Here is a 17,861-nt window from a genome sequence, read left to right on the forward strand (position 1 = left end):
GCGCTCACGACACCGCCATCCGGACCGTCTGACCAGGAGAGACCAGCCGCATGCCCCCCAAGACCCGAGCCGCGTCCGCGGCGCGCAAGCCGCGCCGCAAGGAGCGGAAGAACGTCGCCGCCGGCGTCGCGCACATCAAGAGCACCTTCAACAACACCATCGTGTCGATCACCGACCCGGGCGGCGCCGTCATCGCGTGGGCGTCCGCCGGCCAGGTCGGCTACAAGGGCTCCCGCAAGTCGACGCCCTTCGCCGCGCAGCTCGCCGCCGAGGCCGCCGCGCGCCGTGCCCAGGAGCACGGCATGAAGAAGGTCGACGTCCTCGTCAAGGGTCCCGGCTCCGGCCGCGAGACCGCCATCCGCTCCCTGACCGCCGCGGGGCTGGAGATCGGTTCGATCTCCGACGTGACGCCGCAGCCGCACAACGGCTGCCGTCCGCCCAAGCGTCGTCGCGTCTGAGCGCCCGAGCCGAGAAGGAGAGACCGACACATGGCTCGTTACACCGGCGCTGACTGCAAGCGCTGCCGCCGCGAGAAGACCAAGCTCTTCCTCAAGGGCGCCAAGTGCGACTCGCCGAAGTGCCCCATCGAGATCCGGCCCTACCCCCCGGGCGAGCACGGCCGTGCCCGCACCAAGGAGTCGGAGTACCTCCTGCAGATGCGGGAGAAGCAGAAGATGGCGCGCATCTACGGCGTCCTCGAGAAGCAGTTCCGCAACTACTACGAGGAGGCGAACCGCCAGTCGGGCAAGACGGGTGACAACCTGCTGCGCCTGCTGGAGGCCCGCCTCGACAACGTCGTGTACCGGGCCGGCTTCGCCAAGTCCCGCGACATGGCCCGTCAGCTCGTCAAGCACGGCCACTTCACGGTGAACGGCCGCAAGGTCGACATCCCGTCGTTCCAGGTGAGCGAGAACGACATCATCGAGGTCCGCAAGACGTCGGTGGAGCTCACCCCGTTCGTCGTGGCGCGCGCCGAGGCCGGCGAGAAGACCGTTCCGGCGTGGCTCGAGGCCATCCCGAACAAGATGCAGGTCCTCGTCCACGGCCTGCCCCAGCGGCAGGTCATCGACACCCAGGTGCAGGAGCAGCTGGTCGTCGAGCTGTACTCGAAGTGACGCACCGGGACCGTGCCGCCCTCGGGCGGCACGGTCCCGACGCACGTCGGCCGTCGCGGGCAGGGCACCCCGCGGCACCAGGCCCGTCGACCCGGTGGACGGATACCGGGACGACCTGCCCGTCGCGAGGCGTCAAATAGCGGTCGCCCGCGGGAAGGACACCTGAAGTGCTCATCGCACAGCGCCCCACCCTCACCGAGGAGAGCGTCGACACCGCCCGGTCCCGGTTCGTCATCGAGCCGCTGGAGCCCGGCTTCGGCTACACCCTCGGCAACAGCCTCCGCCGGACCCTGCTGTCGTCCATCCCCGGCGCGGCGGTCACCAGCATCCGCATCGACGGCGTGCTCCACGAGTTCTCGACGGTCGCGGGCGTCAAGGAGGACGTCACCGAGATCATCCTCAACCTCAAGGAGCTCGTCGTCTCGAGCGAGTTCGACGAGCCGGTCGTCATGTACCTGCGCAAGCAGGGCCCCGGTCTCGTCACCGCGGCAGACATCGCGCCGCCCGCGGGCGTCGAGGTCCACAACCCGGAACTCGTCATCGCGACCCTCAACGAGAAGGGGAAGCTCGAGATCGAGTTCACGGTCGAGCGCGGCCGCGGCTACGTCTCCGCCTCGCAGAACAAGAGCGGCGACTCCGAGATCGGCCGCATCCCGGTCGACTCCATCTACTCGCCGGTGCGGCGCGTGACGTACAAGGTCGAGGCGACCCGCGTCGAGCAGCGCACCGACTTCGACCGCCTCGTGGTCGACGTCGAGACGAAGAGCTCGATCAGCCCCCGCGACGCCATGGCGAGCGCGGGCCGGACTCTCACCGAGCTGTTCGGTCTCGCCCGGGAGCTCAACGTCGAGGCCGAGGGCATCGACATCGGTCCCAGCCCGAACGACGCGGCGCTCGCCGCGGACCTCGCGCTGCCGATCGAGGAGCTCGACCTCACGGTCCGCTCGTACAACTGCCTCAAGCGCGAGGGCATCCACTCGGTGGGTGAGCTCGTCGGCCGCAGCGAGGCCGACCTCCTCGACATCCGCAACTTCGGCGCGAAGTCGATCGACGAGGTCAAGGCCAAGCTCGCCGGGCTCGGTCTGCAGCTGAAGGACAGCCCGCCCGGGTTCGACCCGGCCGTGGCGCTGGCCAGCTACAGCGAGGACGGCGTGAACGACGACCCGTTCTCGACCGCCGGCTACGACGACGACCGTTCTGCCGTCGAGGACGAGCAGCTCTGACCCAGCGCCCGGGGCGCACCGACCCCGCGCCGGGGTGACCGGCGCGAGAACCACGAGGAGAACGACATGCCCACGCCCACCAAGGGCCCGCGTCTCGGCGGCGGACCGGCGCACGAGCGGCTGATGCTCGCCGGCCTGGCGACGTCGCTGTTCGAGCACCGCCGGATCACCACGACCGAGGCCAAGGCCAAGCGGCTGCGCCCGCTCGCCGAGCGCATGGTGACCTTCGCCAAGCGGGGGGACCTCCACGCCCGGCGCCGGGTCATGACGGTCATCCGCGACAAGAGCGTCGTGCACGCCCTCTTCACCGAGATCGCCCCGCTCGTCGCGGAGCGTCCCGGCGGCTACACGCGCATCACGAAGGTCGGTCCGCGCAAGGGCGACAACGCCCCCATGGCGGTCATCGAGCTCGTCCTGGAGCCGTACAGCCCGAAGGTCGCGACGGTGAAGGAGGCGGAGGCCGCCACGAAGCGGTCCGCCGCCACTGCGCCGGCCGCGGCGCAGAGCGAGCCGGCCGCGGAGGCCGAGGCCGCCGCCACCGACGCGGTCGAGGCCGCGGCCGAGGGCGACGCGGACGCGGCGGTCGAGGCCGCCGCCGAGGCCGAGGGTGCCGCGGAGAAGGCCGAGGCCGAGGGTGCCGTCGACGCCGACGAGGCGAAGGCGGACGCCGAGGTCGCCGACGAGATGGCGCAGGACGCCGTCGACGAGAAGGCCGCCGACGAGAAGGCCTGACCGGTCGTTCAGCCGCTGCCCGTCGCCGCATCTGCGGGGGCGGGCAGCGCTGTCTTCTCGCCCAGGCAACATGCGATGCGGCGCCCGGGCGTAGCCTTTGACGGTGACGCCGACCAAGTTCGCCATCAGGCGGGTGCGCCTCACCCACTACCGCAGCATCAAGAGCTGCGACGTCGGTCTGGGCGATCTCATGGTTCTTGTAGGACCGAATGGCTCGGGCAAAAGCAACTTTTTGGACGCACTGAGGTTCACTGCTCAGTCACTCCGAGATAACCTCGACAACGCGCTGCGCGAGCGTGGCGGTGTAACCGAGGTGCGACGCCGGAGCACTGGTCACCCGACGCATTTCACTATCCACCTCGACTTCGAGTGGGGGTCCGGGGCCGGGCACTACAGCTTCTCAGTGGGTGCGCGCAGGAACGGCGGATACGAAGTCACGAGGGAAAGTTGTCACGTCTCGACGGCGGCCTTCGGGTCGGACAAGTCATACTTTGAATTGAAGCGACGCGGGGCGGACGTCGAAATCGCGTCGTCAGAGTACCGCATCCCTGCCGTCACCGCTGATCGTCTGTTGCTCGTGGCCCTCTCGGGCTCTGAGCCCTTCTCCACCGTCTTTCACGGCCTAGCAGGGGTCAATGTTTTCAACATCAATCCCGACGCGATCCGTACCCCCCAGAAGCCGGGGCCCGGCGACCTGCTGCTTCGTGACGGAGCCAATCTGGCGAGCGTCCTTGACCAGCTATCGAGGGAGGAACCGCGGCGCAAGGCTGTGATCGAGCAGTACCTCTCCACCGTGGTCGACGGGATCGTCTCAGCGGACCGTCGGACGATCGATGCCTGGGAGACGGTCGAATTCCGTCAGAGAGTGCGGGGGTCTGCAGCACCTTGGGACTTCACGGCATCATCGATGAGCGATGGAACTTTGCGAGTCCTCGGTATCTTGACCGCTGTCCTCGGTGCTTCGTCCCGCCTGACCAGCCCCGTCGGCGTTGAAGAGCCAGAGACTGCCCTTCACCCTCGCGCGGCGGGTCTATTGCTTGACGCAATGAGGGAGGCCGCCGACACCCGGCAGGTGCTTGTCACCACCCACAGCCCGGAGCTCATCGATGGGCTCGACAATCCCGATCACCTGCTAGCAGTGCGATCTTTGCACGGGGATACCACGATCGGGCGCGTGGACGCAGCAGGCACGAAGGCGCTCGTCGAGCGCCTCTTCACCGCCGGTGAGCTGTTGCGGTCGGACCAGTTGCAGCCTGAGGGTGCGGACGAGGCGCTTCGGTTGTTCGTGTGACGGCGCAGGACGACATCTGCACAGTCGCCTCGATTGTGGAGGGCTTCGGTGAGGTGCAGGCGCTACCTAAGCTGTTGCACCGCCTCTGGCCCACGTTGGGCGCGCCGGGTTGGTTGCACACGCCAGTACCTCACCGCCTGCCGCGAGGCCAGATCGTCAAGCCTGAGCGCCTCGAGGCCGCCGTGAGGGTGCAGAGTGCGCGTGTACAGGGACGAGGTGGGATCCTCGTGGTGGTCGATGCGGACGACGACGACCCTGCGGAGCTCGAGGCCCGTTTGGCGGCAGCGGAAGCGACCAAGGGAGTACGCCTCCGGGTGGTGGCTGCGGTTCCTGAGTATGAGGCGTGGCTGCTCGCCGGTGGGGCAGCGGACGACGTCGACCCGGAGGCGCACCGGGACGCCAAGAGCCTGGTGAGTTCTCTCCTTCTCGATGAGCCCTACAGAGAGACCAGGCATCAGGCGCTATTGAGCCAGCGCCTCGACGTAGGTCGGGCGCTGTCGAGGTCACCTTCATTTCGGCGCCTGGTGCATGGTCTCCGTGAGCTCTGCAGTCCATGAGTGGGCTCGTGCGTCTGCGGCTCGACCTCGGCTACGACGGGACCGGCTTCCACGGCTGGGCCGTGCAGCCGGGGCTCCGAACCGTCGCCGGGGTGCTCGTCGACGCCCTCGGCACCGTCCTGCGGACGCCCGCCGAGGAGGTCCTCGCCGCGACGGTCGTCGCGGGACGCACCGACGCCGGGGTCCACGCGAGCGGGCAGGTGGCCCACGTCGACGTCGACCCCGGCGCCCTCGCGGGAGCCGGCGGCGGCGACGGGATCCGCCGGCGGCTGCGCGGCCTCCTTCCTGCGGACGTGCGCGTCGTCGCGGTGGCGCCGGCCCCGACCGGGTTCGACGCCCGGTTCTCCGCCCTGCGCCGCCACTACCGCTACCGGGTCTGCGACGACCCGAGCGGTGTCGACCCGCTGCGTCGGCACGACACGCTCGCCCACCCCCGCCTCCTCGACGAGGCCCGGATGGACGCGGCGGCAGGGCGGCTCCTCGGCCTCCACGACTTCGCCGCGTTCTGCCGCCGTCGCGAGGGGGCCACGACCACTCGGACGCTCCTGCGCTACACGTGGGCGCGGGACGCCGACGGCACGGTCGTCGCCCGCGTGAGCGCGGACGCGTTCTGCCACTCGATGGTCCGCGCGCTCGTCGGAGCGCTCCTGCCCGTGGGCGACGGCAGACGCGACGTCACGTGGCCGCAGGAGGTGCTCCGGGGCCGGGTCCGCGACCCGGCCGTCGGGGTCGTGGCCGCGCACGGCCTCACGCTCGTCGGCGTCGACTACCCGCCCGACGAGGACCTCGCGGCACGGGCGAGCGAGGCCCGCGCGCGCCGGTGACCCGGCAGGGCGGCGGCAGCGGGCACGATGCCCGCGTGGACCCCACCACCGCCCCGGCCGCCGCACTCGACGCCGCCGACCCGCTCGCGGGGTTCCGCGACCGCTTCGCCGTCGACGACGTGCCCGGTGCGCCGCTGGCCTACCTCGACGGCAACTCGCTCGGGCGTCCGCCGCGGCGCACGCTCGAGCGGCTGCGGCACCTGCACGAGACCGGGTGGGCGGTCGACCTCATCCGCGGCTGGGACCGCTGGCAGCACCTGCCCACCGAGGTCGGCGACGCGCTGGGTGCCGCCGTGCTCGGTGCTGCTCCCGGGCAGGTGGTCGTCGCGGACTCCACGAGCGTCCTGCTCTTCAAGGCGCTGCACGCCGCCCTCGCCCTCCGCCCGGGCCGCACGCGCCTCGTCGCGTCCGCCGGTGACTTCCCGACCGACCGCTACCTCGTCGAGGCCGTGGCCGCGCGGTCCGGCGGCGAGGTCCGCTGGCTGCGGCCCGACCCGGCGGAGGGGCTCGGTGCGGACGAGGTCGTCGCGGCGGTCGACGAGCGGACGGCGGCCGTGCTGCTCAGCCACGTCGACTACCGCTCGGCGGCGCTCGCCGACCTGCGAGCCGTCACCGCGGGGGCACACGCTGCGGGGGCCGTCGTCGTGTGGGACCTGTCGCACTCCGCGGGCGCCGTCCCCCTCGCCCTCGACGCCGACGGCGTCGACCTCGCCGTCGGGTGCACGTACAAGTACCTGTGCGCCGGTCCGGGCGCGCCGGCGTTCCTCTTCGCGGCGGCCCGGCACCACGAGCAGCTGGACAACGTCGTGCCCGGCTGGTTCGGCGCCGACGACGTGTTCGCGATGGCCGGTGAGTGGGTGCCGGCGGCGGGGATCCGGCGGATGGTCTCGGGCACGCCGCCGGTGCCGGGCCTCGTCGCCGTCGACGAGGGCGTCCGGCTGGTCGGCGAGGCCGGCACCGACCGGATACGGGAGAAGTCCGTCGCGCTGACGTCCCGGGCCGTCGCTCGGCTCGACACCGTCGCCCGCCCCCACGGCTGGCGGCTGGCGAGCCCGCGGGACGCCGACCGCCGGGGGTCCCACGTCGTCGTGGGCGGGCCCGGTGCCCGGGAGGTGGAGCAGCGCATGCGCGCCCGGGGGGTCCTCGCCGACTTCCGGCACCCCGACCTCGTGCGGCTCGGCCTGTCCCCGCTCACGACGTCCTTCGCCGAGCTGGACGCCGCTCTCGACGTGGTCGAGGCGGCACTCGGCGGGAGCGGCTGACGTCAGCCGTGCTGCGCCTTCTCCGCGTCGGTCGCCGCGCGCAGCACCAGCCGGGTCCACGCGCCGACGTAGATGCGGTCCCCCTCGGAGACCTCCGTCCGCTGCCCGGGGGGCAGCGGGGACCTCGGGAGCGGACCGCTGGCCGGGCCGGTGAACGTGCCGTTCGAGGACCGGAGGTCCTCGATCCACCACCGGGTCCCGTCGGTCGTCAGCTGGGCGTGGCGACGGCTCACGGCCGTGTCGGGCGTGCAGTCGATGTCGGGGCCGATGTTGCGCGAGGCGGACGGACGGCCGATGAGGAGGCTCCGGGCGACCAGCGGCACCACGACGGGCAGCCCGGGGGACGGGCAGGGAGCGGGGCTGTCCTGGCTCGCGTGCCACTCGGGGTCGACCCAGCGCTCGAGCACCCACTCCAGCGGCACCGCGGGCGCGAGCGGCTCACCGGGCGCCGGTGACGCCGCGGCCCGAGGCGCCGCACCCGTCGTGAAGTCGTACCCGCAGCCCTCGCAGAACAGCGCCGCAGGGACGTTGTCGAGCCCGCAGTGCGGGCACGGCCGCGGCGCCGCCGGGGCGGCGGGGGCGGACGGGCCCGGTCCGGGGACGGCGGACGCGCCCATGGGGGCCCCGCACGTGTCGCAGTAGTCGTCCGCGGTGCTGGTGTGCCCGTTGGGACACGTCCCGGTCACCGGCGCACCCGGCTGGTCTTCGTCGAGGCGGTGTCGAGGGCCATCTCGTCGAGACGCTCGACGGCCTGCTTGAGCCGTACCTTCCCCGTCGCCGCCTCGTCGATGTCGACGACCTTCCGCAGCCGTGCCGTCGCCTCGTCGTTGCCGGTCGCCGCGGCCAGCTGCACCGCGCGGCCGAGCTTCGCGGTGGCAGTCCCCTCGTCGCCGGCGGCCTTGGCCGCCAGGCCGTCCTGGATCGCCGCGGCCAGCTCCGTCTGCCCCGTGTAGTGGGCGACCTCCGGGCTGATGCGGGCGCTGAGCGCGTCGTCGTCGGTCCACATCGCCTTCACCAGGCCCTGTGCCCGGACCTCGCCCCCGACGGCGAGCTGGACGCGGGCCGCCAGCTGCTCCGAGCCGACCTCGCGCGCCGCCGCGAGCCGCACGGCGACGTGGTACTCGCGGGTCTCGTCGCCCCAGCTGCCGGTCGGGTAGCCCCCCGTCAGCGGGTTGACGTCGGTGCGGCGGGCCGTGAGGTCCTCGACCTCGGGCGCCACCTGGCGGACGAACAGCACCTGGGCGCCCTGCGGCGTCCACACCCGCAGCTCCGCCGCGGCGACGCCCCGCGCCATGGCCGCCCTCATGAGCCGCTCGAACTCCGCCGGCATCTCCGCCGGTGTCGGGATGAGGTCGACGGTGCCGAGCAGGGCCTGGGCGATGCGTCGGACCTCGCCGACCTCCCAGTCGGCGCCGATGCCGCGGCAGTCGCACTGGAACGCCCCGGTGACCGTGGCGAGGCGGGCGTCGAGCTCGGACCGCGTCTCGTGCTCGTTGCGGCCGTCGGTGAGGAGGATGGCGTGTCGCTGGGCCGCCGAGGGGACCGTGGCGAACACTCGTCCGGTGAGCTCGAGCCACGTCCCCATGGCCGTGCCGCCGGCCGGCTCGAGCCGGCGGACGGCCGCGACGGCCTCCGCCCGCGTGGTCGGGGACATCCGCGACATCCACGACTCGAGGGGCCGCACGGGGTACGCGAGGTAGGCCTGGTGGTTGCCCGCGACGACGGCGAACCACGTGCCGTCCAGGATCTGCTCGAGGGCCGCGACGGCGGCGTCCTGCGCGGCGCGCATCCGCCCCGGCACCTGCATCGACCCGGAGATGTCGACGACCACGACCTCGGCTGCGTCACCGGCACCGGAGTGCCCGGCCCGCCCCGCGCCGGAGCACGTGACGCCGACGATCGCGTGCGCGTCCGTCGCCCCCACCGGCAGGAACTCGTTCTGGAACACCGTCGCGGAGAACTCGGTCACGTCGTGCCTCCTGATCCCACCCTGGCCAGGGCCACCGTGATGTTGTCACGTCCGCCCTGCGCGTTGGCCCACGCCACGAGGGCCTCGGCGAGGCGCGTCGCGTCCGCGTCCGCGCGGTGCTCGTCCACCACGCGGCGGACGTCTGCCGGGGTGGGCGCGTAGTTCCACAGCCCGTCCGAGCACGCCAGCACCCAGCCGGGGCCGTCGAGGGCGAGGGAGGACAGCCTCGGGGAGGGGTCCGGGCTGTCGGCGCCGAGCCAGCGGGTGATGGCGTGCGCGTGCGGCGAGGCCTCGACGAGCGCCCGGTCCGCGCCGGCCTCCAGCTGCTCCGCCGCCCACGAGTCGTCGCGGGTGAGCTGGACCGCGGGTCCGCGGTCGGGCAGCCAGTAGACGCGGCTGTCGCCGACCGACGCCGCCACGACCTCCCCGGGGCCGACGACCGCTGCGGCCAGGGTGCACGACGGCGGTCCGTCGGCCGTCCCTGGTGCGCCCTCCGCCGTGGCCGCAACGGCGTGGTCGGCCGCGGTCACGGCGGCGACGAGCGCGTCCTCCGTGGCCTCCCGGGCCCACGCGCCGGCGGCGAGGTGCTCGACGGCGGTCCGCACCGCCGCCTCCGCCGCCGCGAGGCTCGCGACGTCGGAGTCCGGCGACGTCGACACCCCGTCGCACACGACGAGGACCGTAGGCGCTCCCGCCGTGTCCCCGGTGCCCGTGTGCAGGGCGACGGCGTCCTCGTTGCGGTGGTGCCGCCGGCCCCGGTCGCTGACACCGCCGACGCCGTCGCCGGCGTCCACGACCACGTGGTCCCGGGGCCGCGGTGCCGCGGCGCCGCACACCGTGCACCAGCCGTCCGCGTCGACGACGCCCCCGCACTCGCGGCACGTCCGCACCGAGGTCCCGACGGGTGCGACGGTCCCGACACGTGCCGCTGGCGCCGCGGCCTCGGCGGACCCGGCGGCCGTGGCCTCGAGGGCCATCCCGCACGCCTCGCACCACGAGGCCCGCGCCGGCACGATCTCCCCGCACGACGGGCAGGCGGCGCCCGTGGCCGCGCCCGGGGTGGTAGGGGCCCCGGTCACAGCCACGTCCAGCGCCGGACGCGGTTGGCCTCGTCGACGAGGCGGACGCGTTCCGCCGGCGAGTCGCTCGTCGTCGCGAGGTCCCGGATCGCGGACTCCAGCCCGTCCCGCAGCGACCGCTCGGTCGCGGCGTGGCCCGCCACGAGGAGAGCCGGTTGCGGCCCGCTCGTGCGGACCTGCTCCAGTGCCGCACGCAGCACCGTCACGGTGAGCCGGGTGCGGTCACGCGGGTCCATGGCGACGCCCTCGACGCCGGAGACGGCCGCGGCGAGCGACGGCAGCCCCGCCCCGGGCCCGGCGAGGAGGGAGGCCCGCATGGCCCGCGCGTCGACGTAGGCACGGCTCGTGCTGGGCACGAGCTCGAGCGCGGCGACCGCGTCGTCCGTGGCGCCCCGCGCCCCGCGGATGCGTGCCAGACCGAAGGCGGCGGGGGGTGTGTAGGCGGCGTCGGTGCGCGCGCAGACGGCGTAGAGGCCCTCGGCGATCTCGGGCTCGCCGCTGCGCTCGCACGCGAGCGCGAGCGCGAGCTTGGGGGCCAGCTCGCCCGGGACCTGCCCGTAGACGGCGTTGAACGCGCCGCGCGCCGCCCGCCCGTCGTCGGCTGCCAGTGCGGCGAGGCCCTGCAGCCACACGGCGCGCCAGTCCCACGGGTCGAGCCGCAGCAGCTCGCGGGCGGCGGTCTCCACCTCGTCGGCGTGCCCCGCGTGCAGGGCCGCGATCCCCGTCTGCACGAGCACCTCGGGGGAGCTCGACGGAGCGGCCAGGAGCGCCTCGAGCCGTTCCGCGGGTCCGTCGACGCTGACGGTGGCGAGCCAGCCGGCCTGCGGGTCGGAGGGGTCGGGCAGCAGCCCCGGCAGGTCCGACCACTCCAGCGTGTCCCCGGCGACCCGCGGCACCTCGAAGTGCAGGGACGGAGCCGCGTGCACGACGGGACCGGCGGGGCCGGCGGAGCCGGCGGCCTCCTGCTGCTGCTGCGCGACGACCTCGCGCAGGACACCGAGGAGCTGCACGCGCATCTCCGCGGCGGAGGCGAACCGGTCGGCGGGCTCGGGGGCGCACGCCTTCACCACGAGCCGGTAGAACGACTCGTACCGCTGGAACAGGGGCGTGGCGGACAGCGGCGGCAGGCTCGTGGCGTACGTCGTCTGGTAGCCGCGGAACTCCGTCGACATGACGACGAGGGCCCGACCCAGCGTGTAGATGTCCGAGGCCACGGACGGGCCCGCCGACGGCACCTCCGGCGCCTGGTACCCGACCGTGCCGTAGATGACGGACTCGTGGTCGTCGGCCCGCCGGACGCCCCCGAGGTCGATGAGGCGCACCTCGTCGCCCACCTGGATGATGTTGTCGGGCTTGAAGTCGCAGTAGAGCAGGCCGAGGTCGTGGAGGTAGCCGAACGCCGGCAGCACCTCGAGCACGTAGGCGATCGCCTGGTCCAGCGGCAGGGGGTCGTAGTGCCCTGCCCGTCGCATCCGGTCCTTGAGGAGGGCCTTCAGCGAGGTCCCCCCGACGTACTCCATGACGATGTAGCCGGACCCGTCGTGGCTCACGAAGTTGTAGATCTCGACGATGAGCGGGTGCTCGACGCGGGCGAGGAACTGCCGCTCCGCCAGGGCCGCGCCCAGCGCGTCGGCGTCCTGGGAGTTGAGGAGGCCCTTGAGCACGACCCAGCGGTCCGACACGTTGCGGTCGCGCGCGAGGTAGATCCAGCCGAGCCCGCCGTGCGCGAGCGGGCCCGCGACCTCGTACTGACCGGCGACGAGGTCCCCGGCCCGCAGCTTGGGGCTGAAGGAGAACGGGCTGCGGCACTGCGGGCAGAAGCCCTCCGTGCGTCCCGGCCGGCCCTCGACGGAGCGGCCCACCGGCGAGCCGCACGACGGGCAGAAGCGCTTGCTCTCGGCGAGGACGGGGTCCCGCATCAGCGCCTTCTCCGCGTCGACCGCGGGCAGCGGGGGGACCCGGGTGAGGCCGGCCCCCAGCCGGGCGGCCCGCAGCCGGGTGGAGGAGCTGCCGGCGCGGCGTGGTGTCAGCACCGTCTCGCTGCCCCGCGCGGTCCCCAGCGCGGTTCCCAGCGCGGCCGACGCGAGCCGCATCGACGTGCTGGCCCCGGCACCCGGGGTCGCGACCGTGAGGTCGGCCGACGACGGGTCGGACGGCACCGTCGCCGAGCCGGCGCCGCCGAGCGCGGTGGCCGCCGAGGCGACCGCCGCCTCGAACGCCCCGGCGCGGGTCGGTCCGGGAACGCCGCAGACGTCGCAGTAGCCGTCGACGACGTCGCCGGTGCACCCCGGCTCCCGGCACGGCTCCGGCGCCGCGCTCACCGGTCGCCGCCCCACGTCGCGGCGGTCTCCGGCGATCCGGACACGAGCGTCCTGTAGGCGGCGAAGGCCGTCCGGGCCCGGGCGAGGTCGACGGGCACGTCGTCGAGCAGCGACCGCGTCGCGGCCACGAGGCCGCGGACCTCCGCCCGTTCGGAGACGCCGGTGGCGCGGGCCTTGACGCCGTACGCCTCCAGGCCGTCGCGCAGGGCGGCGAGCTCCGCCAGCGGCGCGGCGTACGCGGCCTCGACGCGCTCGAGCGCCTCGGCGACGGTCTCGAGGCGCACGAGGTAGGTGTCGACGTCCCGTGCGTCCGACGGCACCGGACCCAGCTGCTCGACCCGGGGCACGGCGAGGCGCGGTGCGTCCCGCACGGCAGCGACGCAGCGGCGCTCGAGGTCGGCCGCCCGGCGCGACCGGGACAGCAGCTCCGCCCGCAGCGTCACCGCGCGGGCGGCGTCGCGCTCGTCGTCGCGCCTCGCCGCCGCCGCGACGATGCTGTCGCGCTCGGCGCGCGCGAGGTCGCTCCCCAGCTGGGGGAGGAGACCGCCGACGTCCGCGCCGCGTCCCGCGCGGGCGGTGACGTCAGCCAGCCGGGACTCCAGCGAGGCCAGGGCCCGGACCTGCGCGGGGTCGTCGGTGCCCGTGAGGTCGCGGACGCGCTCGAGCCCCGCCCGCAGCTCGCGGAGCCGGATCGCGACATCAGTGGCGCCGACGGAGGACAGCCGCAGCCGCAGCTGCCCCGCGAGCGCGTCGGACAGGCGGCACGCCTCCGGCAGGGACACCACGAGCCCCCCGCCGGGGACGTCGCCGCCCGCCGAGCGCCGCCCCCACACGATCCCCGCCAGCCGCGTGCGCTCGACGGGCCCGACGCGCCCGCCGTCCCACACGCGCACGAGCTCGTCGTGCCGCTCGGCCACCGCCTGCCACAGCGTCATCGACAGCGTGACGTCCGCCGTGACGTCCGCCGCCGTGCCGAGGGGGCCGTCCCCGGTCCCGAGCGCCTGCGCGTCGAGGCTCTCGAGCTCGGCCCGCCGGTGCTCCCGCCAGTCCCGCAGCTCGGCGAGGTAGCGCTCCATGGCCGCGGGCTCCACCGCCTCTCCGAGGCGACCGGGCGCCTGCGGCGCCGTGACCGTGCCCGTCATCAGCCGCGCCCGTAGTCGGGTACCGGAGGGGTCGGCGCAGCTCCCAGCGAGTCGGCGAGCCACCGGTCGTAGGAGGCCCGCCACCGGCCGTCGGCGACGGCGTCGGCGAGAACGGCGTTGACGAAGCGCACGAGGTCGACGTCGTCGGCGTTGACGCCGAGCCCGTACGGCTCGTCGGTGAAGGCCTCGCCGACGACCACGGCGTACGGGTCCTGCGCGGCCATGCCCGCCAGGACGGTGTCGTCGCCGGTGATGGCGTCGACCGTCCCCTGCTGGAAGCGCACGAGGCAGTCGGTGTGGGTCGCGGCGCCGACGGCCTCGACGTCCGGGTGGTCCCGCTGCAGCGTCGCGAGGCTCGTCGAGCCCGTCGGCGCGCACACGCGCGCCCCCGCGAGGTCGTCGAGGGAGGCCGCATCGGAGCCGAGCGGCACGAGGACCTTCTGCCCCGAGCGGTAGTACTCCGCGCTGAAGGCGATCTCCTCCCAGCGCTCGCACGTGATCGTCATGTTGCGGGCCACGAGGTCGACGCTGCCGTCCTGCAGCAGCGGGATCCGCTCGGCAGCGGTGATCACGCGGAGCTCGACGGCGTCGGGGTCGCCGAGGAGGGCCTCGGCGACCATGCGCGCCAGGTCGATGTCGAAGCCCTCGATCCGCCCGCTCACGGGGTCGCGCGCGCCCAGGAGCAGCGAGTCGGCCGAGACGCCGACGACGAGCCGGCCCCGGTCGCGGATCTGCGCCATCGTCGATCCCGCCGGAAGCGAGTCGGGCGACGGCAGGGGGTCCAGCGGCGCGTACGACGCCAGCGGGTCCTCGCACCCCGCCGCCGGTGACGGACCGGGGCTCGGACCGGTGGGGGTCTCGACCTCCGCCGGCACGGACGGGCTCGGCAGGGCGGTCTCCTCGTAGGGGGCGCTCGCGCAACCGGCGAGCAGCAGCGCGGGGAGCAGCGCCGCGGCGAGCGCGACCCGCGCCCTCACCGGTACTCCTCGTAGCGCAGCCGCAGGCCCCACTGGGCGAGCGCCGCGGCCGCCACGCCCGCGAGCAGGCACAGCCACACCGCGACGCCGATGCCGCGCCCGGCCTCCTCCAGCGCCGCGGCGGTCCGCGCGTCGAGGTCGGCGAGCGCGGCGGCGGAGCGCTCGTCGAAGGCGTCGAACGCCGCGTTCGGGCTGTCGGGCTCGCGGCTCGTCGCCAGCGCCACCGCCTGCTCCCAGTCGCCCCCGTCGTCGAGCGCCCGCACCTCGCGGTGGCGGTCGGCGTAGTCGGTCCAGGCAGCGGCGAGACCGTCGGCCGCCGAGTCGGCGGCCGCGGCGTCGGCCAGGCGCGCCTCCGTGGTGTCGGACGCCGCGACCCACGCCTCCTCGAAGGCCGCCCCGGAGCCACGCGACACGAGCGTGAGGCTCTCGTTCGCCTTCGCGTCGAACGCGGCCGTCCGTGCCTCCGCGAGGTCCCGCTCGGCCGCGTAGGAGGTCTCCCGGACGTCCGCCACCGTGCGGGCCGCGGTCCCGAGCACCACCGCGGCGCCCACCGTGACGGCGACCAGGACGACGCCGGAGGCGACGAGCGGCAGGTTGAGCCGGCGGTGGGTGCGCCGCGCGAGCCAGGACGAGGCGAGGACGACGGCGACGAGACCGAGCAGACCCACGACGACCGGTGGCACCCATGCCGTGCGCACCCGCGTCAGCTCCGCCTCCGTCCGTTCGCTGTTGGCGTCGCGGACCACGGCGAGGACGGGGAGCGCGTCGGCGCGCAGGTCGGACCCGGCGACCCGCAGGTACTGGGCGCCGACGGGCAGCCCCTGCCGGTTGTTGGCGCGGGCGAGCGCCACGGTGCCGACGTAGTCCTGCACGGCGGTCGTGAGGGTGGCGAGCGCCTCGCCGTCGGCGGGCTGGGCCCTGGCGGCGAGGGTGATGCCGCGCCCCGCCGTCCCGACGGCCTCGTCGTAGTCCTCCCGCAGCGCGGCGGGCTCGAGGCCGCCGACGAGGAACGCGTTGGTGGCGTCCGCGTCCGCGCGGACGAGTGCCGTCTGGACGGCCTGGACCCGGACCAGCTGTGCGGCGTTCTCGCCCGCGCGCTCGAGGGCGGTCCCGGCGGTCCGGAACGACTGCGCCGCCACCAGCCCGGTCACGAGCCCCACGACGACGAGGCCGACGGCCAGCCACCGCATGAGGGTCGGGGTGTCGCGGCGGAACGGCGCCGCGCGGGCGGTGGTGCGAGCCGTGGCTACCGGCGCGGCTCCCGGCGTGGTTCCCGGCGCGGCTCTGGGCGTGGTGGAGGCGCTCACGGGGCGCCTCCGGCGGCCGCGACCACGGTCCCCTCGGCGCCCTCGGACGCGTCGGTCACCGGGTCGGGGGAGTCCTCGAGGTCCTCCGGCAGGAGCGCCCGGAGCTCGTCACGGGACGGCTCGGTGACGTCGCGCAGCCGCCACGCGTGACGCCCGATGGCCCCTTCCAGGCAGTTGCGCGCGAAGCGGCCGTTGCCGAAGCCCGGGCCGCGGGGCGTCTCGGCGAGCAGGCGGCGGAACCGCGCGAGGCACGCGTCCGTCGGCTCGAAGTCGGCCTTGTCCGCGAGCAGCCGGAAGATCTCGACGAGCTCGTCGTCCGTGTAGTCGTCGAAGTGGACCGTCGTCCGGAACCGGCTGTCGAGGCCGGGGTTGGACCGGATGAGCTCGGCCATCGGCACGGGGTAGCCCGCCACGACCACGACGAGCGACTCGCGGTGGTCCTCCATGAGCTTCACGAGGGCGTCGACGGCCTCCTCGCCGTAGTCGTCGCCGGCGAGGGAGTACGCCTCGTCGACGAAGAGGACGCCGTCGAGGGCGGTGCGCGTGACCTCGGCGGTGCGCGCGGCGGTCTGGCCGAGGTAGCCCGCGACGAGGTCGGACCGGTCGACCTCGACCAGGTGGCCCCGCTCGAGCAGCCCGAGCGCCCGGTAGATGCGGGCGACGAGCCGGGCGACCGTCGTCTTGCCCGTCCCCGGGTTGCCGGTGAAGACGAGGTGGCGCGTGATGGTCGGGTTCGCGAGCCCCTGCTCGGCGCGCAGCCGCTGCACGCGCAGCACCGCTGCCTGCCGGTGGACCTCCCGCTTCACGGCGGTGAGCCCCACGAGCGCGTCGAGCTCGGCGAGCAGGTCCTCGACGCTGTCGTGCCCCTCGACCTCGACCTCGACCTCGACCTCGACCTCGCCCTCGTCCTCGCCCTTGGCGACCGGAGCAGGGGACGGGCCCGTCGTGGCGGGTACGACGGGTGTGGTGGTCGCGCTCGTCGTGTCCGGTGCGCTCGTCGTGTCCGGTGCGCCCGGCCGTCCCGGCGCCTGACGCGGGGGGACGGCCGGTGCCGCCGCCGGGCCCCGCGCCGCGGCGAGCTGCGCGGCGGCGGCCACCGAGGCGTTGCCGAGCGCCCGCAGCATCGGCTCGCCGAGCCCGCACGCCGCCGAGGCCACCCGCGACAGCGCCGCCGCGTAGTCGCCCGCACCCTGGGAGCGCTCGACCACGAGGCGGTCGAGCAGGTGGGTGGGGGAGGCCCGCCAGCGCCCGCCCCTGGCGACGGCCGCCTCCCACCCGCCGGCGCCGCCCACGGCGCTCGCCCAGTCCGCCGCCGCCCCGGGGGAGTCGGCGGCGACGCCCGCGGCGAGGGCCGCGCCCTCGTCCCGCGCGGCTGCGACGTCCACGCCCACCGCGGTGGCGACGGCCGCCAGACCGTCGAGCGCGGCGGCGAGCTCGTGCGGTCCCCGGCTCACGGCTCCACCCCCGGCGGCGGGGCCAGCCGTGAGCCGCCCGTGACGCCGGGCGCAGGGCGCGGGGCGTCCCCACCGAGCGCGAGGCCGCCGCCGACCGCCTCGTGGCCGAAGCGTGCCCGCAGGAACTCCCCGTGCGCGACGAGCGCCGCCGCGTCGCGCCGGTTCACGGCGTCGAGGACCCCGTCCATCGTGCGGCCGAGGAGGTCGAGCTGGTCGATGAGGACCATGAGCGAGGTACGTCCGGCGTCCACCGGTCGGCTGTTCGCCCAGTCCCTCGGCAGACGCAGGTACCCGGCCACGGCGTCCGGCAGGTAGTCCGTGGCGGTCGCGACGACCGAGTACGCCTCGAGGCTGCCGGCGCCGAGGCGGTCGAGGCGGGGCACCGTGTCGCGGACGGTCCGCGTCACCCGCGCCACCCGCGAGGCGACGGCGGCGGGCACGCCGGCGTCGGCGACCATCGACTCCACGCGGTCGACCGCGGCGAGCAGGTCCTCGGCCGTCGGGGCGGCGGGCAGCGCCGGTCCGGGGTCGGGCTCGCGACGGCGCCGACCCCTCAGCAGGTCGAGCAGGCCCGGGGGCACGCAGACCTCACCGACCCGTCGTCGGCC

The 17,861-nt window shown here is 74.8% G+C and carries 17 protein-coding genes; 8 read left to right on the plus strand and 9 right to left on the minus strand.

Features of this window, described 5'->3' with window-relative positions:
* The first annotated feature begins 50 nt into the window (after positions 1-50).
* The 8 genes from rpsK (at position 51) to WAB14_RS02135 (ending at position 7,004) form a co-directional block, all read left to right on the plus strand.
* Positions 51-458 (plus strand): 30S ribosomal protein S11, encoded by a 408-nt coding sequence (gene rpsK, locus WAB14_RS02100; protein ID WP_340266904.1) that lies wholly within the window; start codon positions 51-53, stop codon positions 456-458.
* A gap of 30 nt (positions 459-488) precedes the next feature.
* Positions 489-1,115 carry a 30S ribosomal protein S4 gene (rpsD, locus tag WAB14_RS02105; protein ID WP_340266906.1) on the plus strand — a complete coding sequence of 209 codons (627 nt, stop codon included), beginning with the start codon at positions 489-491 and terminating at the stop codon, positions 1,113-1,115.
* Between the two features lie 167 nt (positions 1,116-1,282).
* A complete protein-coding gene (locus WAB14_RS02110; RefSeq protein ID WP_340266908.1) occupies positions 1,283-2,338 on the plus strand; it encodes a DNA-directed RNA polymerase subunit alpha in 1,056 nt (351 codons plus the stop codon).
* A gap of 66 nt (positions 2,339-2,404) precedes the next feature.
* The gene (gene rplQ, locus WAB14_RS02115; RefSeq protein ID WP_340266910.1) at positions 2,405-3,070 is read left to right on the plus strand and encodes a 50S ribosomal protein L17; all 666 of its coding nucleotides are present in this window, start codon (positions 2,405-2,407) and stop codon (positions 3,068-3,070) included.
* A 103-nt stretch (positions 3,071-3,173) separates the two neighbouring features.
* Complete coding sequence (locus tag WAB14_RS02120) at positions 3,174-4,361, plus strand: AAA family ATPase (RefSeq protein WP_340266911.1); 1,188 nt, start codon at positions 3,174-3,176, stop codon at positions 4,359-4,361.
* Complete coding sequence (locus WAB14_RS02125; protein ID WP_340266914.1) at positions 4,358-4,918, plus strand: hypothetical protein; 561 nt, start codon at positions 4,358-4,360, stop codon at positions 4,916-4,918. The genes WAB14_RS02120 and WAB14_RS02125 overlap by 4 nt, the downstream gene beginning before the upstream one ends.
* A complete protein-coding gene (locus WAB14_RS02130; RefSeq protein WP_377002422.1) occupies positions 4,915-5,742 on the plus strand; it encodes a tRNA pseudouridine synthase A in 828 nt (275 codons plus the stop codon). The genes WAB14_RS02125 and WAB14_RS02130 overlap by 4 nt, the downstream gene beginning before the upstream one ends.
* Positions 5,743-5,777: 35 nt before the next feature.
* The gene (locus WAB14_RS02135) at positions 5,778-7,004 is read left to right on the plus strand and encodes an aminotransferase class V-fold PLP-dependent enzyme (protein WP_340266916.1); all 1,227 of its coding nucleotides are present in this window, start codon (positions 5,778-5,780) and stop codon (positions 7,002-7,004) included.
* Between the two features lie 2 nt (positions 7,005-7,006).
* Here the strand turns inward: WAB14_RS02135 and WAB14_RS02140 are convergent, their stop codons facing one another.
* Genes WAB14_RS02140 through WAB14_RS02180 form a run of 9 tightly spaced genes read right to left on the minus strand, consistent with a single transcriptional unit; the run spans position 7,007 to position 17,834 of the window.
* Positions 7,007-7,690 (minus strand): FHA domain-containing protein, encoded by a 684-nt coding sequence (locus WAB14_RS02140; protein ID WP_340266917.1) that lies wholly within the window; start codon positions 7,688-7,690, stop codon positions 7,007-7,009.
* Positions 7,687-8,973 (minus strand): VWA domain-containing protein, encoded by a 1,287-nt coding sequence (locus tag WAB14_RS02145; RefSeq protein WP_340266918.1) that lies wholly within the window; start codon positions 8,971-8,973, stop codon positions 7,687-7,689. The genes WAB14_RS02140 and WAB14_RS02145 overlap by 4 nt, the downstream gene beginning before the upstream one ends.
* A complete protein-coding gene (locus tag WAB14_RS02150; protein ID WP_340266919.1) occupies positions 8,970-10,052 on the minus strand; it encodes a PP2C family protein-serine/threonine phosphatase in 1,083 nt (360 codons plus the stop codon). The genes WAB14_RS02145 and WAB14_RS02150 overlap by 4 nt, the downstream gene beginning before the upstream one ends.
* On the minus strand, positions 10,049-12,373 hold the full coding sequence (locus WAB14_RS02155; protein ID WP_340266920.1) for a serine/threonine-protein kinase: 2,325 nt from the start codon (positions 12,371-12,373) through the stop codon (positions 10,049-10,051). Before WAB14_RS02155 ends, WAB14_RS02150 begins: the two co-directional genes overlap by 4 nt.
* Positions 12,370-13,515 carry a hypothetical protein gene (locus WAB14_RS02160; protein ID WP_340266921.1) on the minus strand — a complete coding sequence of 382 codons (1,146 nt, stop codon included), beginning with the start codon at positions 13,513-13,515 and terminating at the stop codon, positions 12,370-12,372. Before WAB14_RS02160 ends, WAB14_RS02155 begins: the two co-directional genes overlap by 4 nt.
* Positions 13,515-14,492, minus strand: a complete 978-nt coding sequence (locus tag WAB14_RS02165; RefSeq protein ID WP_340266922.1) for a glutamate ABC transporter substrate-binding protein — start codon at positions 14,490-14,492, stop codon at positions 13,515-13,517. Before WAB14_RS02165 ends, WAB14_RS02160 begins: the two co-directional genes overlap by 1 nt.
* Positions 14,489-15,799 (minus strand): hypothetical protein, encoded by a 1,311-nt coding sequence (locus WAB14_RS02170; protein WP_340266923.1) that lies wholly within the window; start codon positions 15,797-15,799, stop codon positions 14,489-14,491. Before WAB14_RS02170 ends, WAB14_RS02165 begins: the two co-directional genes overlap by 4 nt.
* Positions 15,796-17,253 (minus strand): AAA family ATPase, encoded by a 1,458-nt coding sequence (locus tag WAB14_RS02175; RefSeq protein ID WP_340266924.1) that lies wholly within the window; start codon positions 17,251-17,253, stop codon positions 15,796-15,798. The genes WAB14_RS02170 and WAB14_RS02175 overlap by 4 nt, the downstream gene beginning before the upstream one ends.
* Positions 17,250-17,834, minus strand: coding sequence for a hypothetical protein (locus tag WAB14_RS02180; RefSeq protein WP_340266925.1), 585 nt, complete (start codon positions 17,832-17,834; stop codon positions 17,250-17,252). Before WAB14_RS02180 ends, WAB14_RS02175 begins: the two co-directional genes overlap by 4 nt.
* Between the last annotated feature and the right edge of the window lie 27 nt (positions 17,835-17,861).

This window comes from Aquipuribacter nitratireducens (assembly GCF_037860835.1).
GTDB classification, from domain to species: domain Bacteria; phylum Actinomycetota; class Actinomycetes; order Actinomycetales; family JBBAYJ01; genus Aquipuribacter; species Aquipuribacter nitratireducens.